The 18,194-nt window shown below is 67.5% G+C and carries 17 protein-coding genes; 8 read left to right on the plus strand and 9 right to left on the minus strand.

All coding sequences use genetic code 11. The annotated features are described in order from the left end of the window. The first annotated feature begins 124 nt into the window (after nt 1–124). The 5 genes from ACILR9_RS14255 (at nt 125) to ACILR9_RS14275 (ending at nt 5,695) form a co-directional block, all read left to right on the plus strand. Complete coding sequence (locus tag ACILR9_RS14255) at nt 125–1,129, plus strand: ABC transporter permease (RefSeq protein WP_395710597.1); 1,005 nt, start codon at nt 125–127, stop codon at nt 1,127–1,129. Nucleotides 1,130–1,157: 28 nt separating this feature from the next. Next, nucleotides 1,158–2,018 (plus strand): ABC transporter permease, encoded by an 861-nt coding sequence (locus ACILR9_RS14260; RefSeq protein ID WP_395710598.1) that lies wholly within the window; start codon nt 1,158–1,160, stop codon nt 2,016–2,018. After that, on the plus strand, nt 2,015–3,046 hold the full coding sequence (locus ACILR9_RS14265) for an ABC transporter ATP-binding protein (RefSeq protein ID WP_395710599.1): 1,032 nt from the start codon (nt 2,015–2,017) through the stop codon (nt 3,044–3,046). The genes ACILR9_RS14260 and ACILR9_RS14265 overlap by 4 nt, the downstream gene beginning before the upstream one ends. Beyond that, a complete protein-coding gene (locus ACILR9_RS14270; protein ID WP_395710600.1) occupies nt 3,043–4,005 on the plus strand; it encodes an ABC transporter ATP-binding protein in 963 nt (320 codons plus the stop codon). The genes ACILR9_RS14265 and ACILR9_RS14270 overlap by 4 nt, the downstream gene beginning before the upstream one ends. Before the next feature lie 157 nt (nt 4,006–4,162). After that, the gene (locus ACILR9_RS14275) at nt 4,163–5,695 is read left to right on the plus strand and encodes a serine hydrolase (RefSeq protein ID WP_395710601.1); all 1,533 of its coding nucleotides are present in this window, start codon (nt 4,163–4,165) and stop codon (nt 5,693–5,695) included. Nucleotides 5,696–5,703: 8 nt separating this feature from the next. Here ACILR9_RS14275 and ACILR9_RS14280 read toward each other — a convergent pair whose 3' ends face one another. From ACILR9_RS14280 to ACILR9_RS14315, 8 genes are all read right to left on the minus strand, one after another. Then, nucleotides 5,704–6,459: a serine hydrolase domain-containing protein gene (locus ACILR9_RS14280; RefSeq protein ID WP_395710646.1), complete on the minus strand. Its 756-nt coding sequence runs from the start codon at nt 6,457–6,459 to the stop codon at nt 5,704–5,706. 6 nt (nt 6,460–6,465) lie between these two features. Continuing rightward, a complete protein-coding gene (locus ACILR9_RS14285; protein WP_395710602.1) occupies nt 6,466–6,594 on the minus strand; it encodes a hypothetical protein in 129 nt (42 codons plus the stop codon). Between the two features lie 446 nt (nt 6,595–7,040). Beyond that, nucleotides 7,041–8,366: an LLM class flavin-dependent oxidoreductase gene (locus ACILR9_RS14290; RefSeq protein WP_395710603.1), complete on the minus strand. Its 1,326-nt coding sequence runs from the start codon at nt 8,364–8,366 to the stop codon at nt 7,041–7,043. 5 nt (nt 8,367–8,371) lie between these two features. Next, entirely contained in the window at nt 8,372–9,178 is an 807-nt protein-coding gene (locus ACILR9_RS14295; protein WP_395710604.1) for an amino acid ABC transporter ATP-binding protein, read from the minus strand. Continuing rightward, a complete protein-coding gene (locus tag ACILR9_RS14300; RefSeq protein ID WP_395710605.1) occupies nt 9,175–10,077 on the minus strand; it encodes an amino acid ABC transporter permease in 903 nt (300 codons plus the stop codon). The genes ACILR9_RS14295 and ACILR9_RS14300 overlap by 4 nt, the downstream gene beginning before the upstream one ends. A gap of 120 nt (nt 10,078–10,197) precedes the next feature. Further along, a complete protein-coding gene (locus tag ACILR9_RS14305; RefSeq protein ID WP_395710606.1) occupies nt 10,198–11,082 on the minus strand; it encodes an ABC transporter substrate-binding protein in 885 nt (294 codons plus the stop codon). Continuing rightward, nucleotides 11,079–12,392 carry an NtaA/DmoA family FMN-dependent monooxygenase gene (locus ACILR9_RS14310; protein ID WP_395710607.1) on the minus strand — a complete coding sequence of 438 codons (1,314 nt, stop codon included), beginning with the start codon at nt 12,390–12,392 and terminating at the stop codon, nt 11,079–11,081. The genes ACILR9_RS14305 and ACILR9_RS14310 overlap by 4 nt, the downstream gene beginning before the upstream one ends. 998 nt (nt 12,393–13,390) lie before the next feature. Then, on the minus strand, nt 13,391–14,269 hold the full coding sequence (locus tag ACILR9_RS14315) for a GNAT family N-acetyltransferase (protein WP_395710608.1): 879 nt from the start codon (nt 14,267–14,269) through the stop codon (nt 13,391–13,393). 212 nt (nt 14,270–14,481) lie between these two features. Here ACILR9_RS14315 and ACILR9_RS14320 point away from each other — a divergent pair, with 212 nt between their 5' ends. The 3 genes from ACILR9_RS14320 to ACILR9_RS14330 are packed head-to-tail and all read left to right on the plus strand — an operon-like array spanning nt 14,482 to nt 17,137. Beyond that, on the plus strand, nt 14,482–15,231 hold the full coding sequence (locus ACILR9_RS14320; protein ID WP_395710609.1) for a haloacid dehalogenase type II: 750 nt from the start codon (nt 14,482–14,484) through the stop codon (nt 15,229–15,231). Nucleotides 15,232–15,270: 39 nt separating this feature from the next. Then, entirely contained in the window at nt 15,271–15,768 is a 498-nt protein-coding gene (locus tag ACILR9_RS14325; protein ID WP_395710610.1) for an Lrp/AsnC family transcriptional regulator, read from the plus strand. Nucleotides 15,769–15,808: 40 nt separating this feature from the next. Then, nucleotides 15,809–17,137: an NAD(P)/FAD-dependent oxidoreductase gene (locus ACILR9_RS14330; protein WP_395710611.1), complete on the plus strand. Its 1,329-nt coding sequence runs from the start codon at nt 15,809–15,811 to the stop codon at nt 17,135–17,137. 17 nt (nt 17,138–17,154) lie between these two features. Here the strand turns inward: ACILR9_RS14330 and ACILR9_RS14335 are convergent, their stop codons facing one another. Next, the gene (locus tag ACILR9_RS14335) at nt 17,155–18,159 is read right to left on the minus strand and encodes an amidohydrolase family protein (RefSeq protein ID WP_395710612.1); all 1,005 of its coding nucleotides are present in this window, start codon (nt 18,157–18,159) and stop codon (nt 17,155–17,157) included. Nucleotides 18,160–18,194: the final 35 nt, after the last annotated feature.

Raw genomic sequence — 18,194 nt, forward strand, 5'->3', positions numbered from 1 at the left:
GAAGCGAATGCTGTCATCCCGAGCGCAGCGAGGGACCTTTAAGGCCACAACAAGTCCCTCGCTGCGCTCGGGATGACACGAGTATCGTCGCAATCAACCTCTTCAACTCATCACAGACCCTTTAATGCGCCGCCTGGAAATGATCGTCTCGCGGCTGGCGTGGTTCGTGCCGACGCTGGCCGGACTGGTCGTCATCGTCTTCCTGATCACCAACGTGATCCCGACCGATCCGGTGCGCGTGCTGCTGGGCGAGAACGCCACGCAGGCCCAGATCGAGGCGATGCGCGCCAAGCTGGGCTACGACCAGCCGCTCACGACCCAGCTGGTGCGGCACTTCGGCGACGTGCTGTCGGGCAATCTCGGCACCAGCATCTACACGCAGCGTCCGATCTCGGAGGATCTCGCCCAGCGCCTGCCGGCCACCCTCGAGCTGACCCTGGTCGCCATCACGCTCGCGATCGTCCTCGGGATTCCGCTCGGCGTGATATCGGCCCTGAAGCGCAATTCGTTCTGGGATCACGTCGTGCGCGTGATCAGCGTCTCGGGCCTCGCCATCGCCGCGTTCTGGCTGGCCATGCTGCTGCAGTTCCTGTTCTCGATGAAGCTACGCACGGCGCCGCTCAACGGCCGGATCGACGGCTTCGGTCCCGAGCCGGCGACCGGGTTCATGATCATCGATTCGCTGCTCGGCTGGGACATGGAGTCCCTGAACAGCGCGTTCTCGCACATCGCCCTGCCGGCGCTGACCTTGGCGCTCCCGGCGGCAGCGACGATCGTGCGCTTCACCCGGGCGGGCGTGCTCGACGTGATCAACAGCAACTACGTGCTTTACCAGCGCGCCATGGGCATGCCGCCCGGCCTGATCGTGTGGAAATACGTGCTGCGCAATGCCCTGATCTCGACGGTCACGCAGATCGGCCTGATCTTCGGCGTGCTGGTGACCAATGCCGTCGTCGTCGAGACGGTGTTCGACTGGCCGGGCATCGGCACCTTCGCCGTGCAGTCGATCCTGCAGTCGGACCACAAGGCGATCATCGGCTTCACCATCTGGATCGGCGCCCTGATCGTGATCGTCAACCTGCTGGTCGATATCGTCCACTCCTTCATCGACCCACGAGGCGCGCGATGAAGAGGCTCGCGACGACGGGGCGCCGACCATGACCGGCTGGCGGCGCGAGCTGCGCCGCTTCGCGCACGACCGGGCGGCCGCGCTCGGCGTGGCGCTGCTGCTGCTGCTGGTCGTGGTGGCCGTCTTCGCGCCGCTCCTGGCGCCGTTTCCCGGCGACGTCTCGGAATTCCACACCGCCAACCGCCTGCGCCAGCCCGACATGGTGAACTGGCTGGGCACCGACCGCATGGGCAGCGACCTCCTGAGCCGCATCATGTTCGGTGCCCGCATCACCATCACCATCGCCGTCGTCGCCGTCGGCTCGGCGGTCGTGGTCGGCGTGCCGATCGGGCTGGTCGCCGGCTACTACGGCGGCTGGCCGAGCAACCTCCTGATGCGCGTCTCCGACATCTTCCTCGCGGTGCCGCAGATCGTGCTGGCGATCGCCATCGCCCAGACGCTCGGCCCCTCGATCGAGAACGTCATCCTGGCGCTCAGCATCACCTACTGGCCGTTCTGGGCCCGCCTGGTGTACGCCGAGACGCGCTCGCTCAAGAACGAGATCTTCATCGAATCGGCGATCGCGCTCGGCGCCTCGCCGCTGCGCGTGATGACCCTGCACGTGCTGCCCAACATCGCCTCGTCGATCATCGTGCGCACCTCGATCGGCATGGGCGCCACGATCCTGACGGCGGCGGCACTCGGCTTCCTGGGGCTCGGCGCTCCGCCGCCGACGCCGGAATGGGGACGCATGATCGCCGAGTCGCGCGAGTTCCTGCCCGAGGCTTGGTGGTACGCGACGGCGCCCGGCATCGCGATCTTCATGGTCGTCATGGGCTTCAACCTGCTGGGCGACGGCCTGCGCGATTTCCTCGACCCGCGCATCCGGCGGGGAGCGGCCGGCACGTGACATCGCTGCTCGCGGTCGAGGAGCTGTCGCTGGGGTTCGCGACGCAGGCCGGCTTCGCCTCGATCCTCGACCGGGTCAGCCTGTCGATCGACCGCGGCCAGGTACTCGGCCTGGTCGGCGAGAGCGGTTGCGGCAAGACCACATTGGCGCGCGCCATCCTGGGCGTGCTGCCGCGCGACTCGGCGCGGATCACCGGCGGCCGGGTGCGCTTTCGCGACACCGACCTGCTGACCGCCGACCAGGCCGTCGTCAACCAGACGGTGCGCGGCCGGGCGATCACCTTCGTGCCCCAGGACCCGTTCACGAGCTTCAATCCGGTGTTCACGGTGGGCGACCAGATCATGGAGATCCTGAAATGGAAGTCGCCGCGCGCCGCCGGACCGCCGGGCCCTGGCTGGCTGCCGGCCGTCGTGTCGCGCTATCCCGCCGACCGGCGGCGAACCGACTTCCAGTCCGTGCTGGAGCTGCTCGATGCCGTACAGCTGCCGCGGCCGGAGCAGCTGCTGCGCAAGTACCCGCACGAGCTGTCCGGCGGCCAGCGCCAGCGCCTGATGATCGCCATGGCGCTGCTGCCCGGCCCCGACCTGGTTATTGCCGACGAGCCGACCACCGCCCTCGACGTCACCATCCAGGCCCAGATCCTGGGGCTGATCCGTCGCCTGGCGAGCGAACGCAACGTCGCCGTGCTACTGACCACGCACGACCTCGGCGCGGCCTACGAGATCTGCGACGCTGTCAACGTCATGTATGCCGGGCAGGATGTCGAATCCGCGCCGGTCGATCGTTTCTTCGCCGCCCCCGCCCATCCCTACACCACCAAGCTGCTGGCCAGCCTGCCCGATGCGAGCGGCAATGCCCGCGGGATCCCCGGCGAGGTGCCGGTGCTGCTCTCGCCACCCGGCGGTTGTCGCTTCCATCCGCGTTGCGAACGAGCCGCCCGCGAATGCCGCGAAGCGCGTCCGCCCGTCGAGCAGCTCGGCGCCGGGCACTGGGTGCGCTGCTATCATCCGTATCGCCACGCGCCATGACCGACGCGATCCTCAGCCTGCGCGACCTGCAGGTCCACTTCGCGGTGCGCGGGCCGTTCGGCCGCCGTGTCGGATCGATCAAGGCTGTCGACGGCGTCTCGCTCGACCTGATGCCGGGCGAGGTCTTCGGGCTGGTGGGCGAATCGGGCTGCGGCAAGTCCACGCTCGGCAAGGCCATCATGGGCATCAACCAGCCCACTGCCGGCGAGATCTGGTTCGAGGGCCAACAGATCGACCGGCTGTCCGCGGCCTCCCGTCGCGCCGTGCGCCGCAGCCTGCAATACGCCTACCAGGATCCGGGCGCGTCACTCGATCCGCGCTGGAAGATCGGCAGCTCGCTCAGAGAGCCGCTGGCAATCCATACAGAGCTCGACGCGGCGGCGCGCGAGCAGCGCATCCGCAGCATCCTCGAGGCGGTCGGCCTGCCCAATACCCATCTCGACCTCTACCCGCACGAGATCTCGGGCGGGCAGCAGCGGCGGGTCGGGCTGGCGCGCATCCTCACCCTGCATCCCAAGGTCGTCATCCTGGACGAACCGACCTCCGGCCTCGACGTCTCGGTGCAGGCGACGGTGCTGGCGCTGTTCCGCGACCTGCGCGCGCGATTCTCGCTCACCTACATGCTGATCAGCCACGACCTCGCCGTGGTACGAACCATGTGCAGCCGCATCGCCGTGATGTATCTCGGCCGCATCGTCGAAAGCGGGCCGACCGAAGAGATCTTCGACCGGCCGCGCCATCCCTATACGCGCTCCCTGCTCGCCGCGATTCCCACGATCGGCGGCGCCCGCATTACGCGGGATTTCTGGCTGCAGGGCGAGCCGCCCGACCCGGCCAACCTTCCGTCGGGTTGCCGCTTTCGCACGCGCTGCCCCAAGGCGACCGATCTCTGTGCGAAGGACGACCCGGCGTCGCTCGCCCAGGCTCAGAGCACGATCGCCTGTCATTTCCCGGATTGAGCGCTCACCGTCACCGATTGCGATGCGTTGCGCGGGCCATGTCGACCGGGAAAGGCTGCCTTGGGGACGCCCCATACCGCTCCTACCATCGATCAATGACAATTCGAGGCGAATCTTGCCGCGTCCGGTGACCCGTCGCAGTGATCGGGCGCGACCGATGTTCCGGCGGACGGTGCTCGCTGGGACCGCTTCGCTGCTGGCTCCCGGGGCTGCCTCGGCCCAGAGTGCGAGCGGGGACAAGGTCGCGGGCGCGCTGCCGCGGCTCGAGGAATTTGCCCGGCAGGCCGTGGACAAGAAGCTCGTACCCGGGCTCGCGATCGCCATCGTCCATCGCGACGCCATCGTCCTGCTCGAGGGCTTCGGTGTACGCCAGGCAGGCAGGCCCGAGCCGGTCACCGTCGACACGGTCTTTCAGCTCGCCTCAGTCTCCAAGCCGCTGGCCTCGACCGTCGTCGCGGCGCTGGTGAGCGACGGCAAGGTCGCGTGGGACAGCCGCATCCGCGACATCGACCCCGGCTTTGTCCTGCAGGATGAGCTCGCGTCCGCCGCCGTCACGGTCCGCGACCTGTTCGCCCATCGCAGCGGCTTGCCGGGCAACATCGGCAACGACATCGAGGCGCTGGGCTTCACTCAGGGCGAGATCCTCCAGCGTCTGCGCCTTGCCAAGCCGGCCTACCCCTTCCGCGGCGGCTACGCCTACAGCAATTTCGGCCTGACCGAGGGCGCCGTCGCCGCCGCGAGGTTTTCTGGCGGAAGCTGGGAGGAGGCCGCCGAGGACCGGCTCTACAGGCCGCTCGGCATGAATTCGAGCAGCTCGCGCTACCGCGACTTCATGGCCCGCGCCGATCGCGCCAGCCTGCACGTGCCGGTCGACAGGACATGGGCCTCTTTCACGCGCCGCAACGCCGATGCGCAATCGCCGGCCGGCGGCGCCAGCTCGAGCGCGCGCGACCTCGCGCAATGGCTGCGCCTGCTGCTCGCCAACGGCCAGCATGACGGCCGCCAGGTGATCGCCCGGGAAGCGCTGGAGCAGGCCTTTCTTCCCGCCGTCGTGCGCAGCGTCGACCCGACGACCGGCACACCGTCCTTCTACGGCCTGGGCTGGAATGTCGATTATCGCGAGCATGGCGTCGAATGGAGCCATGCCGGCGCATTCAGCGCCGGCGCGCGTACCTTCGTCCGCCTAGTGCCCGGCGAGCAGCTCGGCATCGTCGTCCTGTCGAATGCCTTCCCGACGGGCGTGCCCGAAGCCATCGCCGCCACCTTCCTCGACCTGGTTTTCGCCGGCAGGCAAACGCGAGACTGGGTGGCTTATTGGAACGAGCTCTTCGAGAGCGGCGCCAAGGCATCGATGAAGGGCACCTTCGCCTATGCGTCGCCGCCCGCTCCTGCAGCGCCGGCGCTGCCGGTGTCGGCCTATGTCGGCGACTACCACAACGACTATGTCGGCGGGGCGAAGATCGTCGACTCCGGCGGCTCGCTGTTCCTGCTGCTCGGTCCCGCAGGCAAGCGCTTTCCCCTCGCTCACTTCAATCGAGATCTGTTCGTCTACCTGCCCTTCGTAGAGGCGCCGGCCTTGCGTGTCGGGGTGACCTTCACGATCGGGCCGGACGGCCTGGCGCGCGAGGTCACGATCGAGGACCTCAACGAGGAAGGCTTGGGAAGGCTGGCACGTGTCGGCGCGACATAGCGCTCATCTCACGTCGCGCCGTCCGCGCGGGCGCGCAAGCGCGCGGCGTCCTCGATGCGACCGCGAGCATCCAGCCCTTGGGCGATCCAGCGGAGATCGGCGGCGCCGATGTCGGCGCCGGCGGGCTCGCCCAACGCCGTGTCGATACCGCCGGCAAGGATCGCTTTCAGCACGTGTCGGCGTCGGCTGTCGTGGCGTTCGTAGTCGAGCAACGCCAGCGAAGGCCGGTCGCCCGGCATGAGGCCAGCCAAAATGTCGGCCATGATCGACAGGCCCGAGGTCCCGTTGGTGAAGGCGACCAGCGCGGCGCGTTCGCGCGCCGAGCCGATGGTGAAGGCCTTGTACGTATTGTTGTCGCCCCACTGGAAGAAGGTGCCGGCCGACAGCTCCAATCCCCAGCCGAGTCCCCAGCCAAGGCCGGTGGCTTTGCGCTCGATGTCCGGACCCAGGGCCTGATGGCCGCCATGGTCGACCACGATCTGCGGCTTCAGCCAGAGGGCCGCCGTCTCCGGTTTCAATCGCCGGCCTGACAGCACGGCGTCGAGGAAGCGCGCAAAGTCGGCCGCGGTGGTCTGCAGGCTCGCGGCGGCATTCGCCTCGGCCGGCTTGCCGCTCACGGCAGGGAACCCGAAAACATCATGTGGCCAGGCGCGGTTGGCCGCGAAGCGATCCCGCCAGACGAAGCTCGACCGCGTCATGCCGAGCGGGTCGAACACGAGCCGCTGAGCCAGCTGCTCCAGCGTCTCGCCGGTAATGCGTTCGATAACCCGCTACAGATAGAGGTAGCCCTCGCCCGAATAGCTGAAACGATCCCCAGGCGGGAAATACATCGCCATGGCAATGCCGGGAACATGGCCTGACGCCAGGAGCTGGCGCAGCCGGGATTCATCGATGTGCATGTCGACGCCCGGCATCAGCGCCCAAGGCGATGCACGTCGTCACGTCCGGCGATTGCTCGACGCATTTCCAGTGGATCCGGAACCCTCGCCGTCACCAGCCCGCTTGTGCGGCGTTCGCCCGAACATCGGCTCGCCCGCGGAGTCGGATTGCTGGGTCCGGGGTGACCGGATATCCGACCGGTAGAGGTGCCACGCAAAGCCTCCGACGGCAGCGAGGGCAACGATGACCAGGACTTCGTAGAGAGACATGAGCTTCCATTGCAGGGGTTGGGGTTCGAGACAATATGAATCGAGTGCGCCTCATTCCCCTCCCCAGCTTCGCTGCGGAGGTGTCGCCGCCGTGCGGCGACGGAAGGGTCATGGCTGGGGGCGCGCCACTCCAGTGGCGCGTCCTCTGCGCGATCCACGATGATCGCGCCACTGGAATGGCGCGCCCCCAGCGATGATCAAGCGGCCGACCGCGCGCTGGCGCGCGCCGCCGGGTGCGGTGGCCGTGCCAGACCGAGATGGTCGCGCAGCGTCCTGCCCGTGTATTCCTTCCGGAACAGGCCGCGGTCCATCAGGATCGGCACGACCTGGTCGACGAAGCGCTCGAACGGCTGCGGCGAGTAGGGAGTCATGATGGCGAAGCCGTCGCAGGCGCCGCTCGTGAACCAGGCTTCCAGATCGTCGGCGACCTGGGTCGGCGTGCCGATCAGGACACGGTGGCCGGAGCTGACCGCCGCATAGTCGCGCAGCTGGCGGATGGTCATGCCGTAGCGGCGGGCCACGGATTGCAGCACACGGGCATGGCCCTGCATCATGGTCGAGGGCGGCAAGTCGGGCAGCGGGCCGTCGATGTCGTAGGGCGCCAAGTCGATGCCGACACGGTCCGACAGCACGCGCATCGACGTCACAGGATCCACGAAGGCGCCGAGCCGGGCGATGATGTCGCGCGCTTCGGCTTCGGTGTCGCCGATGATCGGCGATACGCCGAGCAGGATCCTGATCGCATCGCGCGGTCTGCCCGCCGCCTCCGTACAGTCGCGCAGCTTGCCGGCAAAGGCGATCGCCTCTTCCTGGAAGGACTGGCTGGCGAACACGACTTCCGCCGTCGCGCCGGCCAGCTCCATGCCGCGGTCCGAGGCGCCGGCCTGGAAGATGACCGGGTAGCCCTGCGGCGGCCGGCTGGCGTTGAGCGGCCCCGCGACCTGATAGTGTTTGCCGACATGGTTCAGCACATGCAGCTTGTCGGTATCGATGAACTGGCCGGTCTGCTTGTCGGCTACCAGGGCGTCGTCCTCCCAGCTGTCCCACAGTCCCTTCACGACCTCGAGATACTCCTGCGCCATGGCATAGCGCTCGTCGTGCGGCGGATGCTTGTCGCGCGAGAAGTTCGCGGCGGCGTCCGGGCTCGACCCGGTCACGACGTTCCAGCCGATGCGTCCGTGGCTGAGATGGTCGAGCGAGGCCAGCGCGCGCGCCACGTTGTATGGCTCCGAATAGGTCGTCGACACGGTCGCCACCAGGCCGACGCGATCGGTGACGGTCGACAGCGCACCCAGCAGGGTGAGCGGCTCGAAACGCACGACGAACATCGGCGCGGCATCAGCCCCGGTGTTCACCGCGTCGGCGAAGAAGACGAAATCGAGCTTGCCGCGCTCGGCGGTGCGCACGGCGCGGGCGACGAGATCGAAATTCTCCTTCTCCGTCTCGGCCCCGGGCATGCGCCAGCCGGCGACATGGCTGCCGACGCCGTGCGACAGCGATCCGAGATGCATCTGCTTGGGCATGTTCCCTACTCCTGCTGCTCCTGCAGAGACTTGGCCAGGAACTTCCGCGTCCGCGGGTCCTGCGGCCGGGTCAGCACCTCGCGCGCTGGCCCTTCCTCGATGATGACGCCATCGGCCATGATGGCGGCGACGTCGCCGACCTGGCGCGCGAAGGCAACCTCGTGCGTCACCACGATCATGGTCATGCCGGCTGCCGCGAGGCCCTTCATGACATCGAGCACCTCGTCGGTCAGGTGCGGATCGAGCGCCGAGGTCGGCTCGTCGAACAGCATCAGCTTGGGCTGCATGGCGAGCGCGCGGGCGATCGCGATGCGCTGCTGCTGGCCACCCGACAGATGCCGCGGATAGGCCTTCGCCTTGTCTGCCAGCCCGACACGTCCCAGCAGCTCGTGTGCCCGCTGCGTCGCGGCGGCGCGGCTCTCGCCGCGCACCCGCATCGGCGCGTCGATGATGTTGTCGAGCACCGACAGGTGCGGGAAGAGATTGAAGTTCTGGAACACCATGCCGATGTCGGCGCGCTGTCGGCTCACCTCCCGTTCGGACAGGCGGATGAACCTGTCGCCGTCCTGGCGGCAGCCGATCGCCACCCCGTCGAGATAGATCATGCCGCGGTCGGGCAGCTCGATGGCGTTGATGCAGCGCAGCAAGGTGCTCTTGCCGGCGCCCGACGGACCGAGCAGGCAGACGACGGTGCCCTGGTGCGCCACGAGATCGACGCCCTTCAGCACGACGTTGGCGCCGCGCTTCTTCCAGACGTTCGAGATGCGAACGAGCGGAACGGCCGCGCCGGTCGGGGTCTCGTGGACTGTCATGCCTGCAGCGGGGCGTGGACCTCTGCCTGCCAGCCTTTCAGGTAATGCCGCTCGATGAAGTGCTGCACGACGGAGAGCGCGCTCACCATGAAGAGGTACCAGAGCGCAGCGACGATCAGCAACGGCATGGTCTCGTAGGTCCGGCTGTAGATCGTCTCGACCGAATGCATCAGCTCGTGCAGGGCCACGACGCTGGCGAGCGAGGTATATTTCAGCATGCCGATGAACTGGTTGCCGGTCGGCGGCACGATCGCCTTCATCGCCTGTGGCAGGACGATGACGCGGAAGGTCTGCCAGGGACGATGGCCGAGCGCCTTCGACGCCTCGGTCTGCCCGGCGTCGACCGACAGGAGACCCGCCCTGATGATCTCGGCCATGTAGGCGCCCTCGTTGAGGCCCAGGCCGAGCAGCGCCGCCGTGAAGGAGGAGATGGCGGCGGTCGCCGACACCTCGAAGAATTTCGGGCCGCCGAACGGGATGCCCAGCGACAGCTGCGGAAACAGGGCGGCGAGGTTGTACCAGAACACCAGCTGGACCAGGACCGGCGTGCCGCGGAAGAACCAGACGAAGCCGTGGGCGCAGAAATTGAGCAGCGGATCGCGCGACATGCGCATCAGCGCCACCACGACGCCGACGACCACGCCGATTGCCATGACCAGCACCGTGAGCTGGATCGTCATGGCGACACCGCGCAGCACGATGGGATCGAACAGGTAGCGCCCGACGATGTCCCACTGGAAGCCGGGATTGGTGATCAGCTGCCAGGCGATCCAGGCCAGGCCCACGACGACAGCGGCCAGGGCGAACCAGCGCCCCCAATGAGGCGGGTCGACGATGCGCTCGGCCGGGGAGTGTGATCCCGGCCATTCCGGTGCCGAGGGGACGACGTTCGTGGTCATGGCTTCCCTGTCATTGCCCCCAGGGCATTTGCAGATGGACGCTTTTCATTCTCCTCCCCAGCTCCGCTGGGGAGGAGACGGAAGAGCGCGCTCACGCGCGATTGCCCTGGTCACTAAGCCTTACTCAGCCGACTTCATCACCAGCGCCAGCGGCACCGCGGCGTTGGCGACGCCGAACTCCTCGAGGATCGCCTTGTAGGAGCCGTCCTCGATGGCGCTCGCCAGCGCCAGCGCGATCGCCTTGCGCAGCGCCGCGTTGCCCTTCTCCAGGGCAATGCCGGCCGGAGAGCGTTCGACGTTGGGCACGTCGCCCTTGACCAGCTCGACCTTGGGATTGACGCGCGAGATATAGACGCCTTGCGGCGTGGCGGTGAGGAAGGCGTCGCCGCGGCCGTTCGACAGCGCCAGCAGGGTCTCGGCGCTGCTGGGGTAGAGCTGCTGGGTGATCGCCTTGCCGCCCTTGGCGACGCAGGCCTCGGACAGCTGGTTGAGCTGGCGGACCTGCACGCTGCCCTGGGTGACGACGAAGTTCATGCCGCACAGATTGGCGAGGTCCGGGACCGGCTTGCCCTTGGCGGTCAACAGCACGCTGGTGGTGTCGAAGTAGGGCACCATGTCGACGGCGTTGAGCCGCTCGGGCGACATCGAGAGCTGGTTGACGCCGACCTGATAGCGGCCCGACGACACGCCCGGAATGATCCCGGGAAACTTCATGTCGTCGAACTCGGGCTTCAGCCCGAGCTTGGCGGCGATCAGCTTCATCAGGCTGATGTCGATGCCGACGGCTTCGTCCTTCTCCGACCGGTAGGCGAACGGCGCCCACTGCAGCGACGTCGCGATGCGCAGCACGCCGCCGTCGCGGACCTTGGCCGGCAACGCGGCGCGTGCGGCCTCGGCCATCTTGACCTGCTGCGCGATGGCCTCAGCGCCCGGCCAGGCGGCCAGCGTGCCCAGCACGAGCAGGGCGCCCAGCGAGCGGCGGCGCAGTGTGCGGATCATCGTCATGTCAGTTCCTTCCCCAGAAGATTCTCCCTCAGCGTCCGTCCGGTATAGTCCTTCCTGAACACGCCGCGTCGCTGCAACTCCGGTACCACCATCCGGCAGAACTGCTCGATCATGCCGGGGAAATAGGTCGGCGCGACGATGAAGCCGTCGCACGCGCCGGTCTCGAAGACATACTGCAAATGATCGGCGATCTGCGAGGGCGTGCCGACGATCTCGTCGTTCTTGGCGTCCTTCACGGCCTCGGCGAGCGACAGGCCCTTGTCCGACATCGCTTGGCGGATGCGATCCTCCGCGCCGCGGATGCCCTGGGTGCCTTGCTGCTCGGCGAGGCCCTTCGCGTCGGCGATCTTGCTGACATCCGCGCCCAGGCTACCCGACACGCGCGCCGCCCAGAGCTCGGGCTTGATCAGGCTCCGGAGGTACTCCGCCCGTTCACGCGCGATCGATTCGGTCTCGCCGATGACGAAGGTGCTGGCCGCCAGGACGGCGCAGTCCTCGGGCCGCCGGCCGAATTGCGTCATGCGGCCCTTGATGTCCTCGTAGAACGCCTGCAGGGCGGCGAGGCTGCGCTGGTCGGTGAAGATCGCCTCGGCCCAGCGCGCGGCGAAGTCGCGTCCGCGATCTGAGCTGCCGGCCTGCATCAGCACCGGCCGCCCCTGCGGGCTGCGCGGCGTCGGCAGTGGCCCGCGGGTCCTGACCCATTTGCCCTGGTAGTCGACGTAATGGACTTTCTGCGGATCGGCGAACAGCCCGGCTTCCTTGTCGAGCACGAAGGCATCCGCGTCCCAGCTGTTCCACAGGGCGCAACAGGCCTCGAGCACCTCGTCAGCACGGTCGTAGCGCTCCTCGCGGGGCGGCAGGCTGCCGCCGACATTGCGCGCCTCGAGCTCGGCAGCCGAGGTGACGATGTTCCAGGCGACGCGGCCGCCGCTCATGACATCCATCGAGCCCAGCCAGCGGGCGAGATGATAGGGATTGTGGAAGGTCGTCGAGAGCGTGATGCCGAGGCCGAGATGACGGGTCTCCGCCGCCATCACCGGCAGGACGACCATCGGGTCGAGATAGCTGATCTGCCCGCCGTTCTGAACGTAGGTCTCGTAGCTGCCGCCGTAGATATCGTAGATGCCGATCAGGTCGGCAAAGAAGCAGCCATCGAACTTGGCGTCCTCTAGCGTGCGTGCGTATTGCACATAGCGGCTGGGCTTCAGGAAATCGTCGAGGACCGATTCAGGGTGACGCCAGCCCCCGACATGCCGGGCCGTCGGGCCCGTCTTGGAATAGGCAACGAGATGCATCTGACGTTTGGTCATCGCAACCGGACCACCTCTTGCCGTCCGTTGCCGGAACGCGCGACCGCGTGAGGCATCGGCCGCGCAGGCATTATTGTGTGTGTACGAACGGATGTCGATAGCACTGCCCGGCACGCTTCTTGCTGTGGCCGACAGCAGTGTAGGCGCGTCGTCCGCCGACACCGATGAAGCTGGTTCAAGATGGCCCGATCGAATCGCCTGGACAGCCGCGCGCTGACCGGGTGATTCGCTCCTGGCGCCCGTGCAATCGATTGCACGACCGCACGCCGCGCCGCCGAGCGCGCTGCGCCGCACCTTGGGTGAGACGGCGATCACCCGAAAAAATGCGAACCCATTCCCGGCGCGAGAGTATTGACACATGAAAAAGCCAATCATCACACGGAGTTGACCGACGGCCTCGCTCGCGTCGCGCTCACAGGAACAGGGAATTGCATCAGGGAATCCAGAAAAATTAACAGGGAAAAGATTTCGCGGAACAGGGAAGCGATTGCAATGGAGCAGGGATCGTGAAGCATCGCGACGAATGCTGCGACTTCCGGCAGCGCCGCGCTGCACCCGTGCGGACAAAGGTGAATCGACGGTTCGGAGCGCGACGCGAGCGCGGCAAGACAGACAGGCCGTCATGGAGGCCACGCTAGCGTGATCGTGCCAGCAGTCACCCCGTGTGTGCCGAGTTGGCTCCAGACTGCAGCCACGAGCGCGTGCAATCGAGTGCACAGGCCTTCCGGACCACGGGCCGGCGGAAGAGCGCCACGGAGAGTTTGTGAATTCACAACACATCGACCAGTCACTCAGCCGCAGAGCATGCTCGTTTCTGTCGTCCTGAGCCCAGCGAAGGATCTCATCGCCGCCTGCCACAGGTGCACTTTGAAACTTCCGGCGATGAGGTCCTTCGCTGCGCTCAGGATGACAAGAGAGATGCGCGTCCGCTCAATACTTTAACAGGCTCGGAGTGGTGCGGCGCATTCAAGGAAAAGACCCCGGACCCCGGATCCTGGTCACCCCACGGCCTGGAACGCGAGGCCGAACCGCCGCGGCGCCTTCGGCAGCGTAGGCCACTCGCCGCGCCGCATCGTCGTCACCGTGTCGACGGCCGGCAGCCCTGCCGCCGTCAGCCACTCCCCGAGGCGCGTGGCCTCGGCCGAGATATCGACGCGCAGCACGCCGGCCGGTGCGGCCTTGGCAGCGGCGGCGACCAGCGCAATGGCCGCGTCTTCGTCCGGGGCAACGACGGGACCGACCATCGTGCCGCGGCCGAACGGGCGAAGGATGGCAAAGCCAGTGGCGCCCGCTGCGCCTTGGCTCAGCCACGCGTCTCCACTCGCCAAAAGCCCATGGATCAGCGCGGAGCGGTCGGCGCCGAGGGCGGCAGCATCGAGGGCGCAGAGGGCGACATGGTCGGCCGGGGCGGCACGGCGCAGCGGGACGGCCGGAGCCGCCGGCACCACCGGTTTCTCGGCAAACCGCGCCTGGTGCTGTCGGACCAGCCCGGTCGGCACGAAGCCCAACTTCTCGTAGAGGCCCAGCCCTTCGGCCGTCGCGTTCAGCATCAGCGCACGAGAGCCGGAGTCGGCGATCAGCGACGTCATCAGGGCACGGCCGATACCCCTGCCCTGTCGCTCGCGTGCCACCAGCATCATGCCGATGGTGCCGGCGTCGTGGCCGAAGCTCCACCGCATGCCGACACCGACCGGGCCCTCTGCCCCATCGACGGCGACGATGCCGGCGCCGAGCTGGAGCAGCAGCGCACAGTCCTCCGGGCGATGCGGCCAGGACATCTGCTGTGCCAGGCGGTGCATCGTCGCAAGATCGCCGGCGTGCATCGGCTGAAATTTGGTCCCGGCGTCGCGCTGACGCACCTGATGATCGTTGCTCATGAATAGGCCAATGACCCCTCCGTTCGCGATTACGCGGATACCTCCCCAGCTTCGCTGGGGAGGAGTATGAAGGCGCGCCCAAATGTCCTGCCTGTTTCAGGGCATCCCGGCAGAGAAAGTCACTGCACGACACCGCGCATTTGGTGCCCGATCGCGCGCCGCGGCCGCTAAGGTCGCATCTCGCCGATCCGGCCGCAAACCTGGAGAGCCCGATGCCCGACGTCACCAAGTTCAACACGCTGACTTTCGATTGCTACGGCACGCTGATCGACTGGGAGCGCGGTATCCTGGCCGAGCTGCGCCCGTGGGTGGACCGCAATGGGCACCGCGACCTCGACGACAACGCGATCCTCGCGCTGTTCGGCAGCACCGAGGCGACCTGCGAGGCGGAGACGCCGGACAGGCTCTATCCGGACATCCTGGCCGAGGTGCACCGCCGGCTGGCGGACCAATGGGGCATCAAGGCCAACCCGGCCGAGGCGGCCGAATTCGGCCAATCGGTCGGGCGCTGGCCGGCCTTCGCCGACAGCGCGACGTCGCTGCAGTACCTCAAGCGCTACTACAGGCTGGTGATCCTCTCCAACGTCGATCGTGCCTCTTTTGCGCGCAGCAACGCGAAGCTGGGCATCGCCTTCGACCGCATCATCACTGCCCAGGACGTCGGCTCGTACAAGCCGAGCCCGCGCAATTTCGAGCATGCGCTGACCGACCTGGAACGCACCTTCGGCACCCGGAAGTCCGATATCCTGCACACCGCGCAGAGCCTCTTCCATGACGTCGCGCCGGCACGAACCATGGGGCTCGCCACAATGTGGATCAACCGGCGCAAGCTGGTCGGCGGCTGGGGCGCCACGCCGGCGCCGGAGTCCGCAGGCGCAGCGGCCACCCCCGACATCGAGGTCGCCAGCATGGCCGATTTCGTCATCTTGCATCAGGCCCATCTTCGCGGCGACCCTGCATGAGGCGCGGCCGATGGCCCGCGCAACCCAACGGGGGCGGGCATGAAACGCGGCGGCACGATCCGGCTCGACAGGATCGATCTGAAAATCCTGGCGACGCTGCAGACCACGGGCCGGATCAGCAACCTGGAGCTGGCCGAGACCGTCGGGCTTTCAGCCACTCCCTGCATGCAGCGGGTTCGCCGCCTCGAGGCGGCGGGCTACATCCGCGGCTACGACGCGCAACTCGATATCGACCGCATCTGCCGCAACATCGTGGTTTTCACCGAGATCACGCTGCGTAACCACCGCCGCGAGGACTTCCTGAAGTTCGAGCGCGCCATCCAGGAGGTCCCGCAGATCCTCAACGGCTTCCTGGTGACCGGCGGCTACGACTATCTGGTGCAATTCATTGCTCGCGACATTCACGACTATCAGACCGTCGTCGAGGATTTGCTCGACCGCGACCTCGGCGTCGAGAAGTACTTCAGCTACGTCACTATCAAGCAGGTCAAACGCGCCCAGGGCTATCCGCTCGCCGATCTGGTTTCTCCACTATAGTGTTGGCCGTTCCCCGCTCCCGCCCTCAAGGACCAAGTCGATGTCACCCCCGGTCACCCGCATCCCCAGCGACGAAAAGCTGCCTTCCTCCGCCGACATCGTCGTGATCGGCGGCGGCGTTGCCGGCATCACGGCCGCCTACAATCTCGCCAAGAAGGGACACTCGGTGGCGGTGGTGGAGAAGGGCCATGTCGCCGGCGAGCAATCCAGCCGCAACTGGGGCTGGTGCCGCCAGCAGAACCGTGACCTGCGCGAGCTGGAGCTGGCGCAGCGCGCGGTCGAGATGTGGAGCGGCATGAACGAGGAGCTCGGCGCCGAGACCGGCTTCCGGCGCACCGGGCTGGTCTATGTCACGACCAACCCGTCCGATCTCGACGCCTGGACGCGGTGGGGCAACGCCGCGCGCGAGCGGCAGATGCGGAGCCACGTTCTGTCCGCGGCCGAAGCCAAGGCGATGACCCCCGGCAGCACCGGCAACTGGATCGGCGGCATCCACTCGCCGACCGACGGCCGGGCCGAGCCTGCGCTTGCCGTGCCGGCGATCGCCCAGGGGGCGCGCCGGCTGGGCGTCACCATCCACCAGGAGTGCGCGGCGCGCGGGCTGGAGACCGCGGCGGGCCGCGTCTCCGGCGTGGCCACCGAGAAAGGCACGATCCGCACCAGCACGGTGCTCGTCGCCGGCGGTGTCTGGACCTCGATGTTCTGCCGCCATCACGGCATCGACCTGCCGCTGGCGGGCGTGCGCTCGACCTCGTTCTTCACCGCGCCGGCGCCGCAGATCACCGAAGGCGGCATCTCGACGCCGGACGTCACGTTCCGGCGCCGGCTCGATGGCGGCTACACGATCGGCATCAGCGGGCGCGGCCTGCTCGAGCTCACGCCGCAGGGCCTGATGTATGCCAGGCCGTTCTGGCGCAGCTTCAAGAAGCGCTACAAGCTCCTGACCATCCGCGCCGGGCGCTCGTTCTTCGACGGACCCGAGGCGTGGCTGCGCTGGGGTAACGACAGCGTCTCGCCGTTCGAGCGCATGCGCACCTACGACCCGCCGGCGCAGGAGAAGCTGGTCAGCTTCGCCCTGAAGCGGATCGCCGAGATCTACCCCGAGCTCGCCAAAATCCAGATCATGCACAAGTACGGCGGCCTGATCGACTTCACGCCGGACTGGCTGCCGGTGATCTCAGCCGTCGACAAGCTGCCCGGCCTGCATGTCTCTGCCGGCTTCAGCGGTCACGGCTTCGGCATCGGTCCGGGAGCGGGCCGCCTGGCGGCCGACATCGTCGCCGGCGACCCTCCAATCGTCGATCCGCGCCCGTTCCGCTACAGTCGCCTGGTCGACGGAACGGATCTCGGCGAGCCGGGAATGATGTGATCTGCCGTTGTGCGTGCTCACTGCGCCTCGCCCAGGAAGCGCCGGGCATTGCCCGACAGGACGAGCGCCTGGTCGGCGGCCGATAAAGCGAGCTTCTCCACCGCGGTGACCGGCTCGGTCTCCTCGATGGTGAACGGATGGTCGGTGCCGATGCAGAGCTGGGTGATGCCGAAGCGCTCGATCAGGAACTGCAACGTGTCGGTATCGTAGACCAGCGTGTCGTAGTAGAGCCGGCGTGCCATCTCGGCCGGTGAGCCTCCGGTCGCCTCCTTCATGCCGGGCAGCATCTTCCAGCCATGCATGAAGCGCGGCAGCACCAGGCCGAACACGCCGCCGCCATGGCTGAAGGCGATGCGCAGCTTGGGATGGCGGCCGATGATTCCGGCCATCATCAGCGACACGATCGCCGTCGAGGTCTCGCAAGGAAACAGCGCCAGCGCCGGCATGTTGGGCGGGCCGACCAGCCGCTCGGTGCCGGCCGGGTGCAGGGCATGCACGAAGATCGCCGCGCCGAGCCGCTCGGCGGCAGCGAAGAAGGTGGCGTAGCGCTTGTCGCCGATCGACACGCCGTTGACGTTGGTGCCGATCTCGACGCCCTTGAAGCCCATCGTCATCAGCCGCTCGAGCTCGGCCACCGCGCGATCGGGATCCTGCATCGGCACCATGCCGAGGCCGGCGAAGCGGCCCTTGCCGTCGGCCACCATGGTGGCGATGGTGTCGTTGACATGGCGCCCGAGCGATTCGGCGTCTTCCGCATCCAGCCAGTAGGACAGCAGCTCGGGCATCGGCGACAGCACCTGCCGCTCGATCCTCGCCGCCTCCATCACCTCGAGACGCCGGTCGAGGCTCCAGCAATGGTCGCTCACCGTGCGGAACACCTTACCGGCGATCATGACGTTGCAATGGTGGCAGTCGTGTGCCGGCGCCATCGACGGCCAGCGCGCATTGGCATGACGACCGGCATAGGCGGGAAAGCTCGCCGGCACGATGTGGGTGTGGATGTCGGTCGTGCCCGTCGTCATTCGTTCCCTCGATACCCTTGATGTATGTTGCATCG

Source organism: Reyranella sp. (assembly GCF_044224635.1).
GTDB lineage: Bacteria > Pseudomonadota > Alphaproteobacteria > Reyranellales > Reyranellaceae > Reyranella.